14 protein-coding genes are annotated in these 18034 nt (G+C 62.4%); 5 read left to right on the forward strand and 9 right to left on the reverse strand.

Annotated features, from left to right (window positions below):
• Positions 1-8: 8 nt before the first annotated feature.
• The 5 genes from J2887_RS00515 to J2887_RS00535 all read right to left on the reverse strand — a co-directional run bounded on the left by J2887_RS00515 (position 9) and on the right by J2887_RS00535 (position 4565).
• Positions 9-1217 carry an ammonium transporter gene (locus tag J2887_RS00515; RefSeq protein WP_227173347.1) on the reverse strand — a complete coding sequence of 403 codons (1209 nt, stop codon included), beginning with the start codon at positions 1215-1217 and terminating at the stop codon, positions 9-11.
• A gap of 280 nt (positions 1218-1497) precedes the next feature.
• Entirely contained in the window at positions 1498-2541 is a 1044-nt protein-coding gene (locus tag J2887_RS00520; protein WP_227173348.1) for a MotB family protein, read from the reverse strand.
• Between the two features lie 5 nt (positions 2542-2546).
• Positions 2547-3326 carry a flagellar motor protein PomA gene (gene pomA, locus J2887_RS00525; protein WP_227173349.1) on the reverse strand — a complete coding sequence of 260 codons (780 nt, stop codon included), beginning with the start codon at positions 3324-3326 and terminating at the stop codon, positions 2547-2549.
• A 112-nt stretch (positions 3327-3438) separates the two neighbouring features.
• Positions 3439-4164, reverse strand: coding sequence for a sulfite exporter TauE/SafE family protein (locus J2887_RS00530; RefSeq protein WP_227173351.1), 726 nt, complete (start codon positions 4162-4164; stop codon positions 3439-3441).
• Positions 4161-4565 carry a YkvA family protein gene (locus J2887_RS00535; RefSeq protein WP_227176014.1) on the reverse strand — a complete coding sequence of 135 codons (405 nt, stop codon included), beginning with the start codon at positions 4563-4565 and terminating at the stop codon, positions 4161-4163. Before J2887_RS00535 ends, J2887_RS00530 begins: the two co-directional genes overlap by 4 nt.
• 79 nt (positions 4566-4644) lie before the next feature.
• On the opposite strand from J2887_RS00535, the gene J2887_RS00540 reads away from it, so the two are divergent.
• Positions 4645-5400, forward strand: coding sequence for a fructosamine kinase family protein (locus J2887_RS00540; protein ID WP_227173353.1), 756 nt, complete (start codon positions 4645-4647; stop codon positions 5398-5400).
• Positions 5401-5408: 8 nt separating this feature from the next.
• Here the strand turns inward: J2887_RS00540 and J2887_RS00545 are convergent, their stop codons facing one another.
• The 4 genes from J2887_RS00545 to J2887_RS00560 all read right to left on the reverse strand — a co-directional run bounded on the left by J2887_RS00545 (position 5409) and on the right by J2887_RS00560 (position 10041).
• Complete coding sequence (locus J2887_RS00545; protein ID WP_227173355.1) at positions 5409-7091, reverse strand: phytoene desaturase family protein; 1683 nt, start codon at positions 7089-7091, stop codon at positions 5409-5411.
• Between the two features lie 38 nt (positions 7092-7129).
• Positions 7130-7603 carry a DUF6231 family protein gene (locus J2887_RS00550; RefSeq protein WP_227173356.1) on the reverse strand — a complete coding sequence of 158 codons (474 nt, stop codon included), beginning with the start codon at positions 7601-7603 and terminating at the stop codon, positions 7130-7132.
• A gap of 126 nt (positions 7604-7729) precedes the next feature.
• The gene (locus J2887_RS00555; RefSeq protein WP_227176015.1) at positions 7730-8440 is read right to left on the reverse strand and encodes a response regulator; all 711 of its coding nucleotides are present in this window, start codon (positions 8438-8440) and stop codon (positions 7730-7732) included.
• Positions 8437-10041 carry an ATP-binding protein gene (locus J2887_RS00560; RefSeq protein WP_227176016.1) on the reverse strand — a complete coding sequence of 535 codons (1605 nt, stop codon included), beginning with the start codon at positions 10039-10041 and terminating at the stop codon, positions 8437-8439. The genes J2887_RS00555 and J2887_RS00560 overlap by 4 nt, the downstream gene beginning before the upstream one ends.
• A gap of 268 nt (positions 10042-10309) precedes the next feature.
• On the opposite strand from J2887_RS00560, the gene J2887_RS00565 reads away from it, so the two are divergent.
• The 4 genes from J2887_RS00565 (at position 10310) to J2887_RS21695 (ending at position 18023) form a co-directional block, all read left to right on the forward strand.
• Positions 10310-11284, forward strand: a complete 975-nt coding sequence (locus J2887_RS00565; RefSeq protein WP_227173358.1) for a Bug family tripartite tricarboxylate transporter substrate binding protein — start codon at positions 10310-10312, stop codon at positions 11282-11284.
• On the forward strand, positions 11281-11727 hold the full coding sequence (locus J2887_RS00570; protein ID WP_227173359.1) for a tripartite tricarboxylate transporter TctB family protein: 447 nt from the start codon (positions 11281-11283) through the stop codon (positions 11725-11727). The genes J2887_RS00565 and J2887_RS00570 overlap by 4 nt, the downstream gene beginning before the upstream one ends.
• Positions 11727-13253, forward strand: a complete 1527-nt coding sequence (locus J2887_RS00575) for a tripartite tricarboxylate transporter permease (protein ID WP_228752854.1) — start codon at positions 11727-11729, stop codon at positions 13251-13253. The genes J2887_RS00570 and J2887_RS00575 overlap by 1 nt, the downstream gene beginning before the upstream one ends.
• A gap of 216 nt (positions 13254-13469) precedes the next feature.
• The gene (locus J2887_RS21695) at positions 13470-18023 is read left to right on the forward strand and encodes a hypothetical protein (protein WP_267461606.1); all 4554 of its coding nucleotides are present in this window, start codon (positions 13470-13472) and stop codon (positions 18021-18023) included.
• Positions 18024-18034: the final 11 nt, after the last annotated feature.

Genomic DNA, 18034 nt, shown 5'->3' on the forward strand with positions numbered 1-18034 from the left:
GCCGGAGATCATTCCATTGAGGTGGCGCCGATGCGGTGAATGCTGACATCGGCGCCGTTGAACTCTTCTTCCTCGCTCAGGCGCAGTCCGGAGATCGCCTGTATGGCGCCGTAGACGATCAGGCCACCGGCCAAAGCGATGGCGACACCGGCGAGAGAGCCGACGATCTGTGCCATCAGGCTGACCCCGCCAAGGCCGCCGAGGGCCTGCTGGCCGAAGATGCCGGCGGCGATGCCACCCCAGACCCCGCAGATGCCGTGCAGCGGCCAAACCCCCAGCACGTCGTCCAGGCGCTCGATCTTGGCCTGGGCCCACTCAAACAGGTAAACAAACAGGGCACCGGCAATGCCACCGGTGACCAGGGCGCCCACCGGATGCATCAGGTCCGAGCCGGCGCAGACCGCCACCAGGCCGGCCAGCGGGCCGTTGTGGATAAAGCCCGGGTCCTTGCGGCCCAGCAGCATCGACACCAGCACGCCACCCACCATGGCCATCAGGCTGTTGACCGCCACCAGGCCGCTGATGCCGTCCAGGGTCTGGGCGGACATGACGTTGAAGCCGAACCAGCCAACGGTGAGAATCCAGGCCCCCAGCGCCAGGAACGGAATGTTGGACGGTGCGAACGCCACCACCCGGCCATTGCGGTAGCGACCGTTACGGGCGCCCAGCAACAGTACGGCGGCCAAAGCGATCCAGCCACCGACGCCGTGCACCACCACCGAGCCGGCAAAGTCGTGGAAGCCTGCACCAAACTGGGCCTCCAGCCAGGCCTGGAAGCCGTAGTTGCCGTTCCAGATCAGACCCTCGAAGAACGGGTAGACCAGCCCCACGATCAGCCCGGAGGCGATCAGCATGGGGTAGAAGCGGGCGCGTTCGGCAATACCGCCGGAGACAATGGCGGGAATGGCGGCGGCGAAGGTCATCAGGAAGAAAAACTTCACCAGATCATAGCCGTTGCCTGCGGTCAGCTCGCTGGCGCTGGCCATGAAGTGATTGCCGTAAGCGACGTAGTAGCCGATAAAAAAGTAGACCACGGCGGAGATGCCGAAGTCGGTCATGATCTTGACCAGGGCATTGACCTGGTTCTTGTGACGGACGGTGCCGACCTCAAGGAAGGCAAAGCCGGCATGCATGGCCAGCACCATAATGGCGCCGATGAGAATGAACAGGGTGTTGGCACTGGCGGTCAGCGTGTGCACTGCGCTGGTGATATCCACGTGTGATCGCTCCTGAAGTTATAGGTTGCCCGTTTGACAGGCATTTTTTGGAATCAACGTGGAGAGTTGCCAGCAATTAGTGTTCCAGTTTGGCGCATTTAGCGGCAGAAGCGGTGGTTAACGCCAAACAATGGGGCAAGCTGGAATATTCGAGTGTGGAGACTCGCGTAATCTGCACCGGACTGGTGCGGTCCGGTGCGAAATGTCACGCCAGGGCTCTCTCTTGGTGCGAGCTTGGCGGGCTGGTGCGAGCCCGGTGGGTGCGAACCCGTACGCAGGGTTACCAGGTAAAGTCGTTGTTGTCCGCGGGCTCGGTGTCCTGATTGGGTTCTGCCGCCGGTTCAGGTGACGTTTGGGCCGGTTCAGGCGCCGGGGCTGGCATGGTTGTCTGGGGCGCCGGTTGGGGCCGGGGCTGCTCACTGTCGGTCGGCGAGATCGATTCCATGTCGGGTATCAGCAGGCCGGTGTCGCCGCTTTCGATCAGTTCCCGCAGACGGGCTTCCTCCTCCCGCATCGGCCCGGACAGGTCGATGATGATCTCCACCCGCCGGTTCAGCGCCCGGTTCTCCGGGCTGTCGTTGGCGGCCCGCGGCTGGGTGGCGGCGAGGCCCTTAACCACCAGCCGCTCCTGTTCCACCGCGCCGCTTTCCAGCAGCACATTGGCGACGGTGGCGGCCCGCACCGCCGACAGGTCCCAGTTGCTCTGGAAGCGGGCACTGTTGATGGGCACGTTATCGGTGTGGCCTTCGATGGTGAGCTTGCCGGGAATGTCGGCGAACACCTCCGCCATGTCCAGCAGCAGGCCCTCGAATTCCCAGGTCAGCTCCGCTGAGCCTGACGGGAACGAGCCCCGCTCCTCAATGCGGATGATGATGCGATGCTGGTCCTGATCCTCTGCCAGTTGCACGCGGCCGTCACGGATGGCGTCGTCCAGTACCTCGGCAACCTGGGCGGTGGTCTCCGACATCTGCTGTTCGATCTGATCGTCGATCTGCTGCTGGATCTGGCTACGCAGGGTTGCCAGCTGCGGGTCCTGCTCCGAGGTGGTCTGTTTGACTTCGTTCACCAAAGTCGGTTCCGGGGGAGCCGGGGAGAAGGTGTCGAACACCGGACTGGTTCCCATAGGAACCTCCAGGGCCGGCACATCCCGCTGTACGCCGAAGGCTTTGGCCAGTTCACCGGCGATCTGCTTGAACTTCTGGGCGTCGATCTCGGAGAACGACAGCAGCAGCACGAAGAAGCACATCAGCAGCGACATCAAGTCGGCGAAGGTAACCACCCACGCCGGGATGCCCGGTTTTTCCTCTTCCGGTAGTTCGTCCATGGTTCCTACCCGGCAGCCTGCTCAGCGCCGTTGCCATTGCGGTCGCGTTTGTTGGGGGGCAGGTAGCTGGTCAGCAGCTGCTCAATGATGCGGGGGTTCTTGCCTTCCTGAATCGCCACCAGGGCGTCGATGTACAGCGACTGCATGCGGGCCTCTTCAGTCATCCGCAGGGTCAGCTTGTCAGCGATCGGGCCGGCGATCATGGTGGCGATCATGGCACCGTAGAGGGTGGTGAGCAGCGCCACCGCCATCGCCGGGCCGATGGATTTTGGGTCTTCCATGTTGGAGAGCATCTGCACCAGACCGACCAGGGTACCAATCATCCCCATTGCGGGAGCGACATCTCCCAGAGCGGTGAACACCTTGGCACCGGAGCGATTGTGATCCAGCGTCATCAGCCGTTCCTTGGACAGCAGCTCCTTGATGGTGTCGGCGGTCTGGCCGTCCACCAGCATCTGGATGCCCTGTTGCAGGAACGGCGAGCTGACCTCTCGGCCTTCCAGCCCCAAAACCCCTTCCTTGCGGGCCACCTGGGCGATCTCGATGATTTCGTCGATGCTTTCTTCAGTATCTGGCAGTTTGAACTTGAAGGCCCGGGCCGCCACCTTGAAGGCACCGAGGAACTGGCCAAAGCTGAACTTTGCCAGCACCACCAGCAGGCTGCCGCCTACCACAATCAGCAGTGACGCGCCATTGATGAACACGCCCGGGGAAACCCCGAGAATGATGGCAGAGGCGATAAGCAGGATGGCCCCGACCAGGCCAATAAGGGTGGCGAAATCCACGACAACTCCAAGGTTGGAAACACAGGGACAGAGCAAGGATAGTGCGCCGCCGGCCAGGCCGCAACGACCGGGCGTCGCCTTTTGGTGGAAGTGTGGCCTGGCGAGCCTCGTTTCAGCTGAGCCCGCGAACCACGGCGGCAACGCCGGCAATGGCGGCAATCCCCAGGATTACCGGGCGTAGCGCGGCAAAGGGAATGCGGTGTACCAGCACCCCGGACAACAGGTAGCCGGCAAACACTCCCGGCACGGTAACGGCAAACAGCATCAGTTCCCGGGTCTGGATATACCCGGACAACACCAGGGCGACGATGCTGGCGGACGAAGCGAACAGGAAGAACGCCGACAGGTTGGCCCGCACCAGCGGCCCGGACTCGTTCTGGTAGATCAGCGCGATGGGCGGGCCGCCGACGGCAGTGATGGTGCCCATGTAGCCCGACGCCGCACCAGCCAGCACGCTGCTACGGGGCGACAGCGGTGGTCGCAGACCGGCGACACTGAGCCCGACGGCGGTGAGGATCAGCAGACCAAAGGCCAGCTCGAAGCCATCCGCCGACAGCACCACCAGGGTGCCCGCTGCCAGCAGGGTGCCCACCACATCGCCGCCGATGGCGAAGCGGACTTCGCGGAAACTGAGATTGGCGCGGTTGCGCAGCAGCAACAGCACCGTCAGCACCATGGCATTGAGGGTCAGCGGGCCGGGCACAAACAGCGGGCTGATCAGGAACAGCAACGGCGCCGACAGGGTGCCGATGCCATAGCCGGCGACGCCCTGCAGGCAGGCGCCGGCTGCCACCGCGAGGTTGGCCAGTACGATCTGCAGCAGGGTGACGTCGGTCATTGCGGCTGCTCGTCGCGCAGCTCACGCCAGGCGGCGTAGCGGTGAAGGTCGGTTTCCACCAGTTTGAGGCAGGCCGCCACCACGGTGGCGTCGTCCAGCAGGCCGAAGCCGAGGATCAGGTCCGGCACCAGATCCAGCGGGTTAAGCACGTAGAGCAGGGCGCCGGCGACCGCGGCGATGGTTTTCCAGGGCACCGCACGATAGTCCCCCCGCACGTAGTCCCGTACCATGGCAAACATCAGTCGGATGTCGGTGCCGAAGCGGGCCAGCTTGCCGCTCTGCCTGAGCTTTTTCTCAATGGCCTGTTGCCGGGTCAGCAGGTGGTCGAGGTCGGCGGCGCCAACTTGGGCGGCTTCCCGGTCCAGCTGCTGGCGGGCTTTCCTGGGATTGATGGGGTCGATGGGCGACACGGCGGACTCCAGAGTGTCAGGTGGCGTTGATCGCCAACGGTTGCCGGCAGAGTATTGCATTGGAGGAACGATGTCACTGCACCGAAAGGCGAACCAGACGACCTACGACAACGCCCTGCAGGTGGAGGCCGAAGGTCTGGAACGGTTGCGTCAGGCCTTGGCCGGGGTGCCGGATGCCCGGGTACGGATTCCGGTGGTGCACCGGGTGGATCAGCACTCGCTATTGCTTGACCGTATCGACGCCGGCCCCGGATCGGAGACGCAGATGGCGGAACTGGGTCGGGACCTGGCCGGGATGCACCGGCTGCGCCAGCCCTACTATGGTCTGGATCACGACAACTACATTGGCCTGGCGCCCCAGCGCAACGACCCGGACCGGGAGTGGGGGCGGTTCTTTCTCGATCGTCGCCTTGGCGACCAGTTGGCCCGTATTACCGAGGCGGCGGTGAAGGCGGAGTTTGAGGCGGTGATCCGCCGCCAGCGTGACCGACTGCGGGCGTTCCTCAACGACCACTGCCCGCAACCCAGCCTGCTGCACGGCGATCTCTGGTCCGGCAATGTGCTGTGTGACGCCACCGCGGCCTGGCTGATCGATCCGGCGGTCTACTATGGCGACCGTGAGGCGGACCTGGCGATGACCGAGTTCTTCGGCGGCTTTCCGGCCAGCTTCTACCACGCCTATGATCAGGCCTGGGCCCGGACCGGCGCCTACCCGGTGAAACGGGATATCTACAACCTCTACCATGCCCTCAACCACTACAACCTGTTTGGCGCCGGCTACCTGGGCAGCTGCCGGCGCGCGCTGGCGGTGATCGAAGGGCTGTAACGATCGCCTCAAGCCAGGCTGGACACCACCTGGTGGTCGACGCTCACGCCCTTGTCGACAAAGATCCGTTTGGCCAGACCGGCGCCGCGCCAGCCCTGGATGCTCAGGGTGGTGACCAGACCGCCAATCATCGCCCCCACCACACCACAGGTGAGGATGTCCTGACCGGTGAGGTAGAGCCCGTCAATGGCGGTCTTGGGGCGTAGCCAGCTCTGGTCGAAGCGTTCCGGGGTATGGTCCAGACCGTAGATTTCCCCGCGGCCGTAACGGCAGAACCAGGCGGTGGAGAGTGGCGTCGAGGTCTCGACATAATCCACCCGGCCCTGGAGCTGCGGCAGCTTGTCGTACAGCACCTGCATCAGCCGTTCGGTGATGGCGTGCTTGCGGGCCTCATAGTCTTCGCCGCGTTTGCCCCAGACCGTGCCTTCCCAGGCCTCGAACTGCTCGTAGGTACAGGGGGCCACGATTTCGATGGCGGCGGTGCCAGGGCAGCGGTTCTGGTAGTCCGGGTCCTTGGCGGACGGGAAGGAAATGTACACCACCGGAAACTCGCTGTCGGGATCGGCAAGGAAGCGCGCCACATTGGCATCGTGGTGGGCGCTGGGGTAGACCCAGAAGTTGGTTTTCGGCAGCTCCAGTTCCTCAGCGGTGCCCCGCACACCAATATAGAGGCCGATGTGGGGCATCGAGGGTTCGATGTGACGGCGCTTGCGCGGATAGCCGCAGCGGCGGGCGGCCTCGGCCGGCAGCAGGGATTCGAAGGTGTTGATGACACCGGCATTGCTGATCACGATGGGGGCGTGAATTTTTTCACCATCGCTCATCCGCACGCCGGTGGTCTTGCCTTTGGAGACCATAATCCCGGCCACGTCGGCGTAGGTGAACACCTCGCCACCGCTCTGCTGGATCACCGGAATGATGGTCTTGGCCATCTCCGAGGCGCCGCCCACCGGGTAGTAGCCACCGTGGATGTAGTGCTTGGCGATCAGCGCGTGAATCATGAAGCTGGACTGTTTTGGGGGTACCCCGCAGTCCCCCCACTGACCTGCCAAAGCGCCGATCAGCTCCTCGTTGCTGGTCAGCTCGGACAGCACCTCGTAGGTGGTGCGGTTGAAACAGTCCGGCAGTACCTTGCTGAGGCCCTTGCCCAGCAGGGGTGCCACCACGCCCGGCGACAGTTTCAACAGGGTGTACCACTGCATACCGCCGGCGACCTTGCCCAGCAGGCGAATGTACTGATCAATGGCCTGTTCCTCGCCGGGGAATGCCTCGACCAGTGAGTCCCGGAAACCATCGCGGCCACTGCGCAGGCTCACCACCTTGTCACCCAGGAAGAAACGGTCGTAGCAGTCGTCCATCGGCGCCCAGCGCAGCTGATGGTCGGTGATGTAATCAAACAGCTTGCGGCCCAGGGTGTGGGGCGAGCCCATGTCACCGATGTAGTGCACCCCCACGTCCCATTCGTAGCCGTTGCGGGCATAGCTGTGGGTATAGCCGCCGGCGGTGTAGTGCTGCTCCAGCACCAGCACCTTCTTGCCCGCCTTGGACAGGCAGGCGGCGGTGGTCAGCCCGCCAATGCCGGAGCCGATGACGATGGCGTCGTAGGGCCCGTCGAGGCGATTGGCACGGTAACGCCGGCCTATGCGGATGGTGCTGGGTTTGAGTTTAGGGGTGGTCTTTACACTGTCCATGATGGCTCCTGTTGTTGTTATTGGTGCTCGGTGTTACTTCACCAGCGGGCTTTGTCCCACATGTGGGGGTTGGCCCAGTGATCCGGATTGTTCCAGCGTCGGCGCGGGTTGTAGTGGTCGAGGTTGTAGCTGTACAGGGTGAGTTCCCGATCACCGTCATTGACCAGGCCCTGGCGCTGGAACCCCAGGGCGATGAACACACGGAAGGGCCAATCGTCACCGGCCGCGACCACGATGCGATGGGTGCCGTAGTTACGCAGTTGGCCTAACAGCAGCTCACCGGTTGTCTGGGGATGGTGCTCCAGGGTGTCGCAGACCAGGGCCAGGTCGGCAGTGCCCGGGAGTGGGAAGCCGTCGTTGGGGTGGGCGCTGTCGAGGCGGTAGTGGTGGCAGCCATCGTGCTGACGCTGCCAGGCGTCCGCCAGGCTGGTGGCGATGGCGCCGCAGCTGACCAGGGCGTCGGGGTGGCAGTCCTCGATGATGGTGGCAAAGGCCTGCTGGATACTGGTCACGTTGCTCTCCGGGTGAAGGGTTGCTGCCGCGAGTACGGGGTTTGGACATGGTAACGCGACGTGGCGATATTACATACCGGAGTAGATCACGATTTCCATCAGTAACGCTATCGGCGTGCTGCGACGCTATTGGCCCGGGCTGTCGTGGTTTTCACGCTGGCTGCGATAGCGCCGTTCCGGTCGGCCGACGCTGCCGTAGCTCACCTCCGCCTGCAATTCACCGCTGCTGACCAGGTACTCCAGGTAGCGGCGGGCGGTGGTGCGGGAGGCGCCCATCTGCTGGCCGACGGCCTCAGCGCTCCAGTCGTCACCGCCGGCCACCACGTCGCGAATCTTGTCCAGGGTGAGGGCGTCGATGCCTTTGGGCAGGCGTGGTGTGGGCCTGCTGTCACCCTCCTGGCCGGCCCGGGGCAGCAACTGGTCCACCTCTTTCTGCGCCACCCGGCTCAGCCCCTCCAGTCGTTGCCGGTGCTGATGGTAGTTGGCAATGGCTTCTTCCAGCCGCTCAAACACCAGGGGCTTGAGGATGTAGTCGAACACCCCGCCCCGCAGGGCGCTGCGCAGGGTGTCCACTTCCTTGGCGGCGGTGATCAGAATCACGTCGCTGGCGCTGTCCGCCGCCCGAAGCTGGCGCAACAGATCCAGCCCGCTACCGTCGGGAAAGTGCACGTCCAGCAGGATCAGGTCCGGCGCCAGCACCTCGATCTGGTCGTGGGCATCGGCCAGGGAGTGGGCAATGCCACACAGCTCCACCTGGTCGATGCGGTCCAGGAACCGGCGCTGGATTTCGGCAATCTGGGCATCGTCCTCAACAATCAGCAGACGGTAGGGCATCAGGGCGGGGTCTCCGGGGGCGGCGACTGGGTGGATGACTGCTTGGGCAGATACAGTGTAAACCGGCTGCCGCCGGACTGCCGGTTTTCCACGGTGATGGTGCCGCCCCAGCGGTTGACGAACTGGCGCACCAGGAACAGGCCAATGCCATGGCCTTCGCTGGGCTTGCTGGAGACCCCGCGCTCGAAGATGCGTTGCTGCTGGTCGTCGGGGATGCCGGGCCCCTGATCGTCCACCTCGAAGATGAGATCATGGCCCAGATCGGTCATGGTCAGGCTGACGGTCCCACCGGCGCCGTGGTGCTGGCGGGTGGCCTCCAGGGCATTGTCGATCAGGTTGCCCAGCACGCTCACCAGCTGGTCCCGGGGCAGGGTGTCGGGCACGTCGGCCATCTGGCTTTCCGGATCGATCTCCAGTCGCAGCCCCATTTCCCGGGCGCGGTTGTATTTGCCCAGCAGGCAGCCGGCGATCACCGGGTCGGGCACCGCCTCCAGCAGCAGCTGGATCAGCGCCTGATGGTCGCTGACCTCGCTGCCAATCAGCGCCAGGGCTTCATCGCGGGCGTCGATCTGGATCAGCCCGGCGATGGTGTGCAGCTTGTTGGAGTACTCGTGGGTCTGGCTGCGCAGGGTGTCGGCGTACTGGCGAATGCGGGTGAGCTGCTGGCTGATCTGGTCCAACTCGTCACGACGGCGGAAGCTGGACACCACCCCGATGATGTCATCGCCCTGGCGTACCGGCAGGCGGTTGACCACCATCTGCTGGCCCTGGAACCACACCTCCTCGTCAAAATCCGGCTCGCCGCTGGCCAGCACCGACATCAGGTTGTTCTCCGGTAGCACCCGGTTGATGGGCTGGCCGGTCAGCGGAAGCTCCGGGTTCAGCCCCAGGGTGTCGATGGCGGTCCGGTTAAAGGTGGTGATGTGGCCGTGACGGTCGATGGCGATGATGCCCTCACGAACCGACTGCAGGGTGGCTTCCCGTTCCTCGAACAGACGGGCGATCTCTTCCGGCTCCAGGCCGAAAATGGCGCGCTTGAAGCGGCTGGCGATAATCACCGCGGCGATCACACTGGCCACCAGCATCAGCCCCATCACCCCGTACAGCACCCACTGGTAGCGCTGGATGGTCGCCAGCACCTGGTCCAGGGCGTAGCCCACCGAGACAATGCCAACGATCTCGCCATTTGCCGGGTCCACAATCGGCGCCTTGCCCCGCATCGAGAAGCCCAGGCTGCCCCGGGCCAGGGCAACGTAGCCTTCGCCGTCCACCAGTGCCTGTTGGCCATAGTCGCCGTCGTCGTCGCCCATGGAATGACCAAGGCGGTCCGGGTCGGGGTGGGCCAGGCGAATGGCGTTGTGGTCACCGATGACAATAAACAGGGCTTCGTTGGTGGCCGCCACCCGGCGACTGAGGCGGTTAAGCAGGGCCTGGTCACGGCTGCGAACGCCGGAAATGACCGCTGGCATGGCGGCGACGGTCTTGGCCACCATCAGCGCGCGCTGGCCGATCTGATCGTGCAGCGAATCGCTCAGGTAGTGGCCGGCAAAGCCGCCAATCAGCAGCGTTTGCAGCGCGCCCACCAGGCCCAGCGCGAGAATCATCCGGGTTTTCAGTTTGAGCTTGCGGAACACGGTATGGCTGGTCGGGTTTGGTTTGTTGTGGTTATCCCTTCAGGTTACTCCAGGCATCAGGGAATTGCCCGTGAACAATATGACCAAAACGCCCGCAACGTTCTTTAAAGGCATTACGCCCACAAGCTTTCCGCCGTGGCTGATCACTATTTAACCTCGTGACTGACCCTGTCCCCCGGGCCGCATCGCTCGGCCCAGCCTCCGGGATGGCGATAAAAACAATTGTGAGGTGACAACGATGCTGATTAAACGAACCCTGTCCTTCGTGGCGGCCGCCGCCGTCAGTCTCCAGGCCCTGGCCTGGGAACCTTCCGGAAAAGTCGAATGTATTGCCCCGTCCGATCCTGGCGGTGGCTGGGACTTTACCTGCCGTAGCGCCGGCCAGGTGCTGCAGGAACTCGAACTGGTGCCCGGCTCGGTGCAGACCATCAACATGGCCGGCGCTGGCGGCGGCGTGGCCTACGCCCACACCGTGAGCAAGCGCCGCAGTGACGACAAGCTGCTGGTGGCCGCCTCCAACGCCACCACCACTCGCCTGGCCCAGGGCCAGTTCCCGGGGATGGATGCCGACATGGTGACCTGGGTGGGCACCGTGGGGGCCGATTACGGCGTCATCGCGGTCAGCAAGGATTCGCCCTACCAGAGCCTGAACGACCTGCTGGCGGATATGAAGGCCAACCCGCGGTCGGTGAAGTTCTCCGGTGCCAGTGCCCGCGGCGGCTGGGATCACCTCAAGGTGCTGATCGCTGCCAAGGCCGACGGTGTGAGCAATCTGCCCCACATTCCCTACCTGTCCTACAACAACGGCGGTGAGGCCCTGACCCAGGTGGTTGGTGGCCAGGTGGACGCCTTCACCGGCGACATCTCGGAAGTGACCGGCTTCCTGGAGTCCGGCGACATCCGCGTGCTGGCGGTGCTGGCAGAAGAGCGCCTGCCGGGCCGTTTCAGTGACATCCCCACCGCACGCGAGCAGGGCGTCGACGCCCTGGGTGCCAACTGGCGCGGCTTCTACATGCCAAAGGATGCCTCCGATGAGGCCAAGGCCTACTGGCGCAATGCCGTTGCCACTCTGTACGACAGCGAACAGTGGCAGGCAGTGATGGTGAAGAACGGCCTGATTCCGTTCCAGCCGGAGGGCGATTTCCGCGCCTTCATCGCGCGTCAGGTGGCTGACGTGGAGGCGCTGTCCCGTGAAATCGGTCTGCTGAAATGACCGCCCGGGGTGACCGAGTCCTCGGCCTGGTCCTGCTGGTGCTCGCCGTGGCCTATGGCTGGGCGGCACAGCAGTGGCCGGAGCCTTTCGGAGGCGCCGAGGCCGTGGGACCGGAGACGTTTCCCACGTTGTTGGCCATCGTGCTGGCACTGTCGAGCCTGTACCTGATGGTGAAGCCGGACCCGGACCAGGGCTGGCCCCTGGGCCGCACCGCCGGTGAGCTGGTGCTGGCGGTGGTGATTCTGGTGGTGTACGCCGCGCTGATTGAACCGCTGGGCTTTGTCGCCGCCACCACCCTGGCGGTGGGCTCGCTGAGCTGGCGTATGGGTGCCAAGCCGTCGACGGCGTTTCTGTCGGGTCTGGCCAGCGCCGTGGTGGTGTTCGTGGTGTTCAACTACGGTCTGTCCCTGAGCCTGCCCGCCGGGCCGCTGGGAGGTGAATGATGGAAACCCTGCAGTTTCTGATGGACGGTTTTGCCGTCGCGTTGACGCCCTACAACCTGATGTTTGCACTGTTTGGTGCCTTCATTGGCACCCTGATCGGCGCGCTGCCGGGACTGGGGCCGGCCAATGGCGTGGCGATCCTGATTCCGCTGGCGTTCACCCTCGGGCTGCCGCCGGAAACCGCGATGATCCTGCTGACGTCGGTGTACGCCGGGGCCATGTACGGCGGTCGGATTTCCTCGATCCTGCTGAATATCCCCGGTGACGAGCCGGCGATGATGACCTGCCTGGATGGCTACCCGATGGCTCAGAAGGGCCGGGCTGCCGATGCCCTGGCGATCTCTGCCATCGCCTCGTTTGCCGGCGGCCTGATCGGCACCATCGGATTGATCCTGCTGGCACCGGTACTGGCCCGGTTTGCGCTGACCTTCGGGCCGGCGGAGTACTTCGCGCTGTTCCTGCTGGCGTTTGCCACCCTTGGTGGCATCACCGGCAAGAACCCGATGAAGACCGTGGTGGCTGCGACCCTCGGGGTGATGATCTCCACCGTTGGTATCGACATCGCCACCGGCACCCAGCGCTACACCTTCGGGGTGCTGGAGCTGTACGAGGGCATCGACTTCATCCTCGCCATTGTCGGCCTGTTTGCGATCTCGGAACTGCTGTTCTTCATCGAGTCCCGCGCCGGGGCCGGTCGCAAGCTGATCCAGGTGGGCAAGCTCAGCCTGAGCCTGAAGGAAGTGATTGCCACCATCCCCACGCTGTTCCGTGGCGGTATCCTCGGTTTCATCTCCGGGGTGTTGCCTGGGGCGGGGGCTTCTCTGGGCAGTTTCATCAGCTACACCCTGGAGAAGCAGTACCTGGGCAAGAAAGCGCACTTTGGTGACGGCGACAGCCGCGGTGTGGCGGCGCCGGAAGCCGGCAACAACGGCGCTTCCTCCGGCGCTCTGGTACCAATGCTGACCCTCGGCGTGCCCGGCAGTGGCACCACCGCGGTGCTGCTGGCGATGCTGATCTCCCTCAACATCACCCCGGGTCCACTGATGTTCACCCAGAACGCCGACATCGTCTGGGGCGTGATCGCGGCGCTGCTGATCGGTAACGTGCTGCTGCTGGTGCTGAACATCCCACTGGTAGGCTTCTTCGTGAAGCTGCTGTCGGTGCCGCCGATGTACCTGCTGCCCATTGTCACCATGGTGGCGTTTGTGGGCATCTACTCCATCAGCCACAGCACTTTCGACCTGTACTTCATGATCGCCTTCGGGGTGGCCGGGTATGTTCTCCGCAAATTGGACATCCCGCTGGTGCCGATCATCCTCGGCATGCTGCTGGGACCGGAAATGGAGAAGAACCTGGGCCACGCCCTGGTGCTCTCCGACGGCGACTGGAGCACCCTCTGGGGCTCGCCGCTGGCCATCGGTCTGTGGGCCTTCGCCGCCCTGGGGCTGGCGCTGCCCTACATCGTCGGCCCGCTGCTGCGCCGGCGCATGAAAGTGGCCATTACTGAGGGCCCGGAAAGCGACTGATCGCCACACGAGCGATCGTCCAGCCAACAACAGACTCTCCTTTGGGGCACACGGCGACCGGCCGGTGCCCCTTTTTTCTATGGTTCCTGAGCCGGGGTGCTCACGTTGAAGCGCTTTTCTGTTCACCTCCGGTCAAAAGTTCACAAGGCGTCAAATTCGCTGGATTCGGCCTTGATACATTGCCCCGTCGTTTGAGTTGTAACTTTGGGTGATGAGATGAAAGGACTGATTGGGATCGCAGCGGTGCTGGCGTTAACGGCCTGTGGCGGTGGAAGCGATACACAACCGGCGCAGCTGGTGGTAGAAACCGAAGGTCGCTGGTTTAACGGAGAACTGGTGTTGGCGGATGACGCCGGTAATGGACTGACCATGTCGGGGCCTGGCGACTACGACGTTGACATTCTTGATACGGGAACCCTAAGGGTTGAGCAAAACCCACCGGGGCTGATTTGCGGCATCGGCAACACCAATGGCCAACCCACGGTGACCTGTGTTGCGGTGTTCGACCATCGCTCGCAGTGCAATACCGGCACGGACTCGGATAAAGATGGGGTAACCGATTGCCAAGAGATGCTGGACGATGACACGGACCCCTGGGATCAATTCGACCACAAGGGCATCAAACCCGGGCTAACGGTTTACCATTTCGGCGAGTGGCAGGGCAGTTCCCTGCTGATCAAAGATGGCCTCGGACGAGAGCTTGCCATTAGCCAGAAAGGTCATCACCAGTTGGGAGACCTGGACCTCAACTCGCTCTACGTCAAGGCGAATCCCCGAAATGCCTTCTGCGAATTGAAAGCGGTCGACGATTTTGTAGCTGTCAATTGCCATGACACTACCCTGTCGGCGGATGCCTGTGTGTTCAGTACGGACTCAGATGGCGATGGCATCAGCGACTGCCAGGAAAAGTTTGAGGATGGCACCGATCCATGGGACTCACTGGATCACAGCGGCAACCTGCCCGAACTGACGGTGCATCAGGTTGGTGAGTGGGAAGAGGGGTCCCTGGTGATCCGCGATGGCTTTGGCGGGCATCTTACTATCAACCAGGGTGGTCACTATCAGTTGGGAGAGCTGGACCGAAGTTCTCTGTATGTCAAAACCAATCCCCGGCAAACCTTCTGTGAGCTGAGAGCTGAGGACTCCCGCATTTTGGTCAGTTGCCATGACAAGACCATTGCTGCTGAAGCCTGTGTGTTCAGTACGGATTCGGATGGTGACGGTGTCACAGACTGTACTGAGTACTTCAGTGATGGCACCGATGCCTGGGACGCGGAGGATCACTCGGATGTACAAAGTTTCTTGACCATTCTGCAGCAGGGCACCTGGGGCCACGGCAGTCTATCGCTTCAGGACGCCCTGGGCGAAACAAGACACTACAATCAGGATGGCATCTACCCTTTGCGCGGGATCGACCTGGAAACCGCCGAAATCGTGGCGGCACCCTATGGCCTTTTCTGTACCTTAACGACCGCACCCAGGGAACTTACCGTTCACTGTGGTGACACCATTGTGGGTGAGTGCAGCCACCAAGTGGACTCGGATGCCGATGGGCTCAGCGACTGCGACGAATTTGAGAAAGGCACCAACCCTTGGCTGGCCGATACCGACGGTGATGGCAAGAATGACCTGATCGAGGTCAACCTCTATAGCCAGTCCAGTGGCATTCGCAACAATCCGCTGATTGCCAACACCCCCGAGTTGGGCGTGCAGATCGTCACCAAACCGAAAGCCACGATTCACTACTCGCAGGGGCAGAGTGTCAGCACCGGTGAGTCGACGTCGCAGGAAACCGCGTTCTCAGCCAGCCAGACCCGCACCACCGGCAGTGAGCGCTCGATCGAATATGCCAACTCGGAAACCCTGGCGCATGCCCATTCCATCGATGTTGGGCTATCCTTCGAGGCCGGCATTATTCCTTCGACAGAAGTCACCATCAGCAACTCCTTTAGCCGTGAACTCAATCACACCACCACGGAGGGAGCTGCGTTTTCCTACAGCGCGGCACAAAGCACGGAAAACTCGGTCTCTTACCAGCAGGCGGTTGATCGTTCGCAGCAGTCCAATGTGGATATGACGTCGGCTGAGCTCCAGGTGGGATTGCGTCTGAAGAATCTCAGCTTTACCGATTACAGTGTGGCTGACCTGGTACTGTCCGCCTACTGGATTGATCCGGCCAACCCCCACCGTCTGGAAACCATCGGTAATCTGACGTTCGACAACGCCGCTGATAAAGGCATCACCATGATCGGCAACTCGACCAGCGAACTGCTGATCTTCAGCATCAAAGATTTGCCGCTGGACAAGGCGTTACGGATCATGCGGCGGTCGGAGCAGATCATGGTTCGTCCGGCCAGCTACGCTCTGCGGGTCGCCGATGGCTCCAATGCGTTGCTGGGGGATGAGGACGTCGCCGAGCGGACCGCGCGGGTGGAAATGGATTTCGGTGCTGGCGGGTTCGGTACCATCAACAAGCGGGTGGCCGTTAACCGTGGTGTTACCGACTTCACCTCTGCCTATGACATTCTCCACCAGGTATTTGGCATGCCCTTTGAGCAGGGGCGTCGCTCTTGGGCCAACAGTAACGGTTTGAACGCACCGACCGTTGAGAGTGCTCATGGACTGGTTGCGCTCAATGGTCTGGACATGAACAGTGATCTTGGGAGCTACTGGCAAGTCTCCCACGAACGGCTCACGGGTAATGGCTACGGGCAACGGGAAGTCATCAACTACAACCTGTTGGAGAGCGGTTACGATCTCCGGGATATTGAGGTCCACACAGGCGATGTGCTGGTGTTCAGCTACGTCACGGATACCGACCGGGATGGATTGACCAACCAGGTGGAAGCCAATATTGGCACCAGCTCTACTGACATAGATAGCGATGGAGATGGCATCAGCGATGGTCTGGAAGTGACCGGCTGGTACTACAGCACTGAACCGGATGGCCATTGCTACGGCAAGGCCGAGGTGCCGGACTATCGGATATTCAGTGATCCATTACTGGCCGATTCCGACGACGACGGGATCAACGACGGTGATGAGGTTCTCGACTGCACCGCCCCGTCCTTCAAAACGAACGTCGATGTTAGCGCTTCCGCTGATTACCTGAGTGAAGGCGATACCCTGATGCTGCAAGCGGACTCTACCCAGTTTCCACCCTCGGCGAGCTATACCTGGCAGTTGATCGAAGGGCCGCGAAATTCCGGTGGTGGTTTTGATCAGGTGGTCGAGGTCGCTACCGGTGCGAGAGTTCAGTTTGCGGTCAATGGTGTCGGCAAACAGCGTTGGCAGCTGTCGGTGGTTTCCGATGGCGAAGAGCGCCTGGCCGAAGTCGAGGTCCTGGTGGTGAAAGACATCGCCAAGGCAGTGTTTGTCGATACCGCCGCCGATCCGGGGGTAAAGACGGGAAGTTATGAAGCCCCCTATCCCAGCTTGGCCGAAGCGCTGGTAGGGGCGTCGGGGCCAAACGCGCGAACGGACATCTATATGGTGGGCAGCCAGCAACACGACCACCGCGGGGCAACGATTGACCTGAGTGAGGCGGTCAGTTTCTACGGCGGCTTCGATCAGGACTGGTACTACACCGGGGGTAAAACGGAACTTCAGCTACACAGCCCCGGATTACGCTATGCCGATGTCGATCCCTACGCCACCATTACTGTAAAAGGGATGAAACTCACCCAGGTGGATGCCGATCAAGCGGTCGCTTTGCAGGTTGATGGTGCCGGTGCCGGCCAGTTGAACATTGTCGACAGTGATATCAGCGCGGGTAATGCTACCGGTCAGGCCAAACTGTCAGCAGGCGTCGACAAACGTCAGGGGCTGAGCTCGTATGGCTTGCACCTGCTGGCGCCGGTGAAGGTTGCCATTACCAATAGCCGGATTGTGGCTGGTTCGGGAGCAACCGGTCTGGATGGTCAGGCTGGTCAGCACGGCATGGATCTCGGTGGCTATCTGGCCGGGTTCACCAAGAACAAGGGCCGAGGGGTGTGTAACAATCCTGTTCATCCTGATGGTTGGCGTCATGCTCCGGATGATATCCGGCACACTGACAAGATCTGGTGGGGGTGTGGACCGGATGCCGTGTGGGATTGGGGAAAAAGCGCTCGCCCGGCCAATGGCGGAGCAAGCGGTGAAAGTGCGCGCGCCAGCAATGACATTTTTAGTCATTACTACGTTCCGGCCAGTGGCGAGGATGGTGGACTCGGTGAGCCAGGCTCTGGTGGCTCAGCCGCGTGGGATTCTGGCCCCAGTTTTGGTGGCGTCGGTGGCGGCGGTGGCCAGGGCGGTACCGGGGGTTCTGGTGGCGGTGGCTCGTTTGCGATCTGGGCCAATAACCAGCAGGCCGGTGGAAGCGTCGTCATCGATATCCGGTCCGGGTCCAGAATTGTCGCCGGTGGTGGTGGCGATGGTGGTGCCGGAAAAATCGGCGGCAAAGGAGGCAAAGCTGCTGATGGTTGGGACGGTGGTGGTAAAGGAGCCAAAGGCGGGCATGGTGGCCACGGTGGTGGCGGTGTCGGTGGCACGGTTGCTGCAATAGCGTTGTCGGGCTCTGCCAGTGTTTCGGTTCATGATGCCCTGATTGAGACGAGTGCACCTGGCAAGGGTGGTTTTCATGCAGTGCCGCTGGTGGCTGGAGGGGACAGGGGGAATGCCTTTTCCTACTACTACATTGATGCGGGTAATGGTTACAACCGGGTCAGCGAGTCAAGCAGCGTCCGTCACAACATAAATGGTGAGCCTTCAAAAAAGGAGAATGTGCAGTAGCACCATTCCTA

This window comes from Marinobacter sp. CA1 (assembly GCF_020546665.1).
Classification (GTDB): Bacteria; Pseudomonadota; Gammaproteobacteria; order Pseudomonadales; family Oleiphilaceae; genus Marinobacter; species Marinobacter xestospongiae.

What these genes read in the sequence shown, in the direction of transcription:
- J2887_RS00520 (WP_227173348.1), bottom strand. Translation starts at nt 2,541, where the DNA reads ATGGACGAACTACCGGAAGAGGAAAAACCGGGCATCCCGGCGTGGGTG.
- J2887_RS00530 (WP_227173351.1), bottom strand. Translation starts at nt 4,164, where the DNA reads ATGACCGACGTCACCCTGCTGCAGATCGTACTGGCCAACCTCGCGGTG.
- J2887_RS00540 (WP_227173353.1), top strand. Translation starts at nt 4,645, where the DNA reads ATGTCACTGCACCGAAAGGCGAACCAGACGACCTACGACAACGCCCTG.
- J2887_RS00545 (WP_227173355.1), bottom strand. Translation starts at nt 7,091, where the DNA reads ATGGACAGTGTAAAGACCACCCCTAAACTCAAACCCAGCACCATCCGC.
- J2887_RS00560 (WP_227176016.1), bottom strand. Translation starts at nt 10,041, where the DNA reads ATGATTCTCGCGCTGGGCCTGGTGGGCGCGCTGCAAACGCTGCTGATT.
- J2887_RS00565 (WP_227173358.1), top strand. Translation starts at nt 10,310, where the DNA reads ATGCTGATTAAACGAACCCTGTCCTTCGTGGCGGCCGCCGCCGTCAGT.
- J2887_RS00570 (WP_227173359.1), top strand. Translation starts at nt 11,281, where the DNA reads ATGACCGCCCGGGGTGACCGAGTCCTCGGCCTGGTCCTGCTGGTGCTC.
- J2887_RS00575 (WP_228752854.1), top strand. Translation starts at nt 11,727, where the DNA reads ATGGAAACCCTGCAGTTTCTGATGGACGGTTTTGCCGTCGCGTTGACG.
- J2887_RS21695 (WP_267461606.1), top strand. Translation starts at nt 13,470, where the DNA reads ATGAAAGGACTGATTGGGATCGCAGCGGTGCTGGCGTTAACGGCCTGT.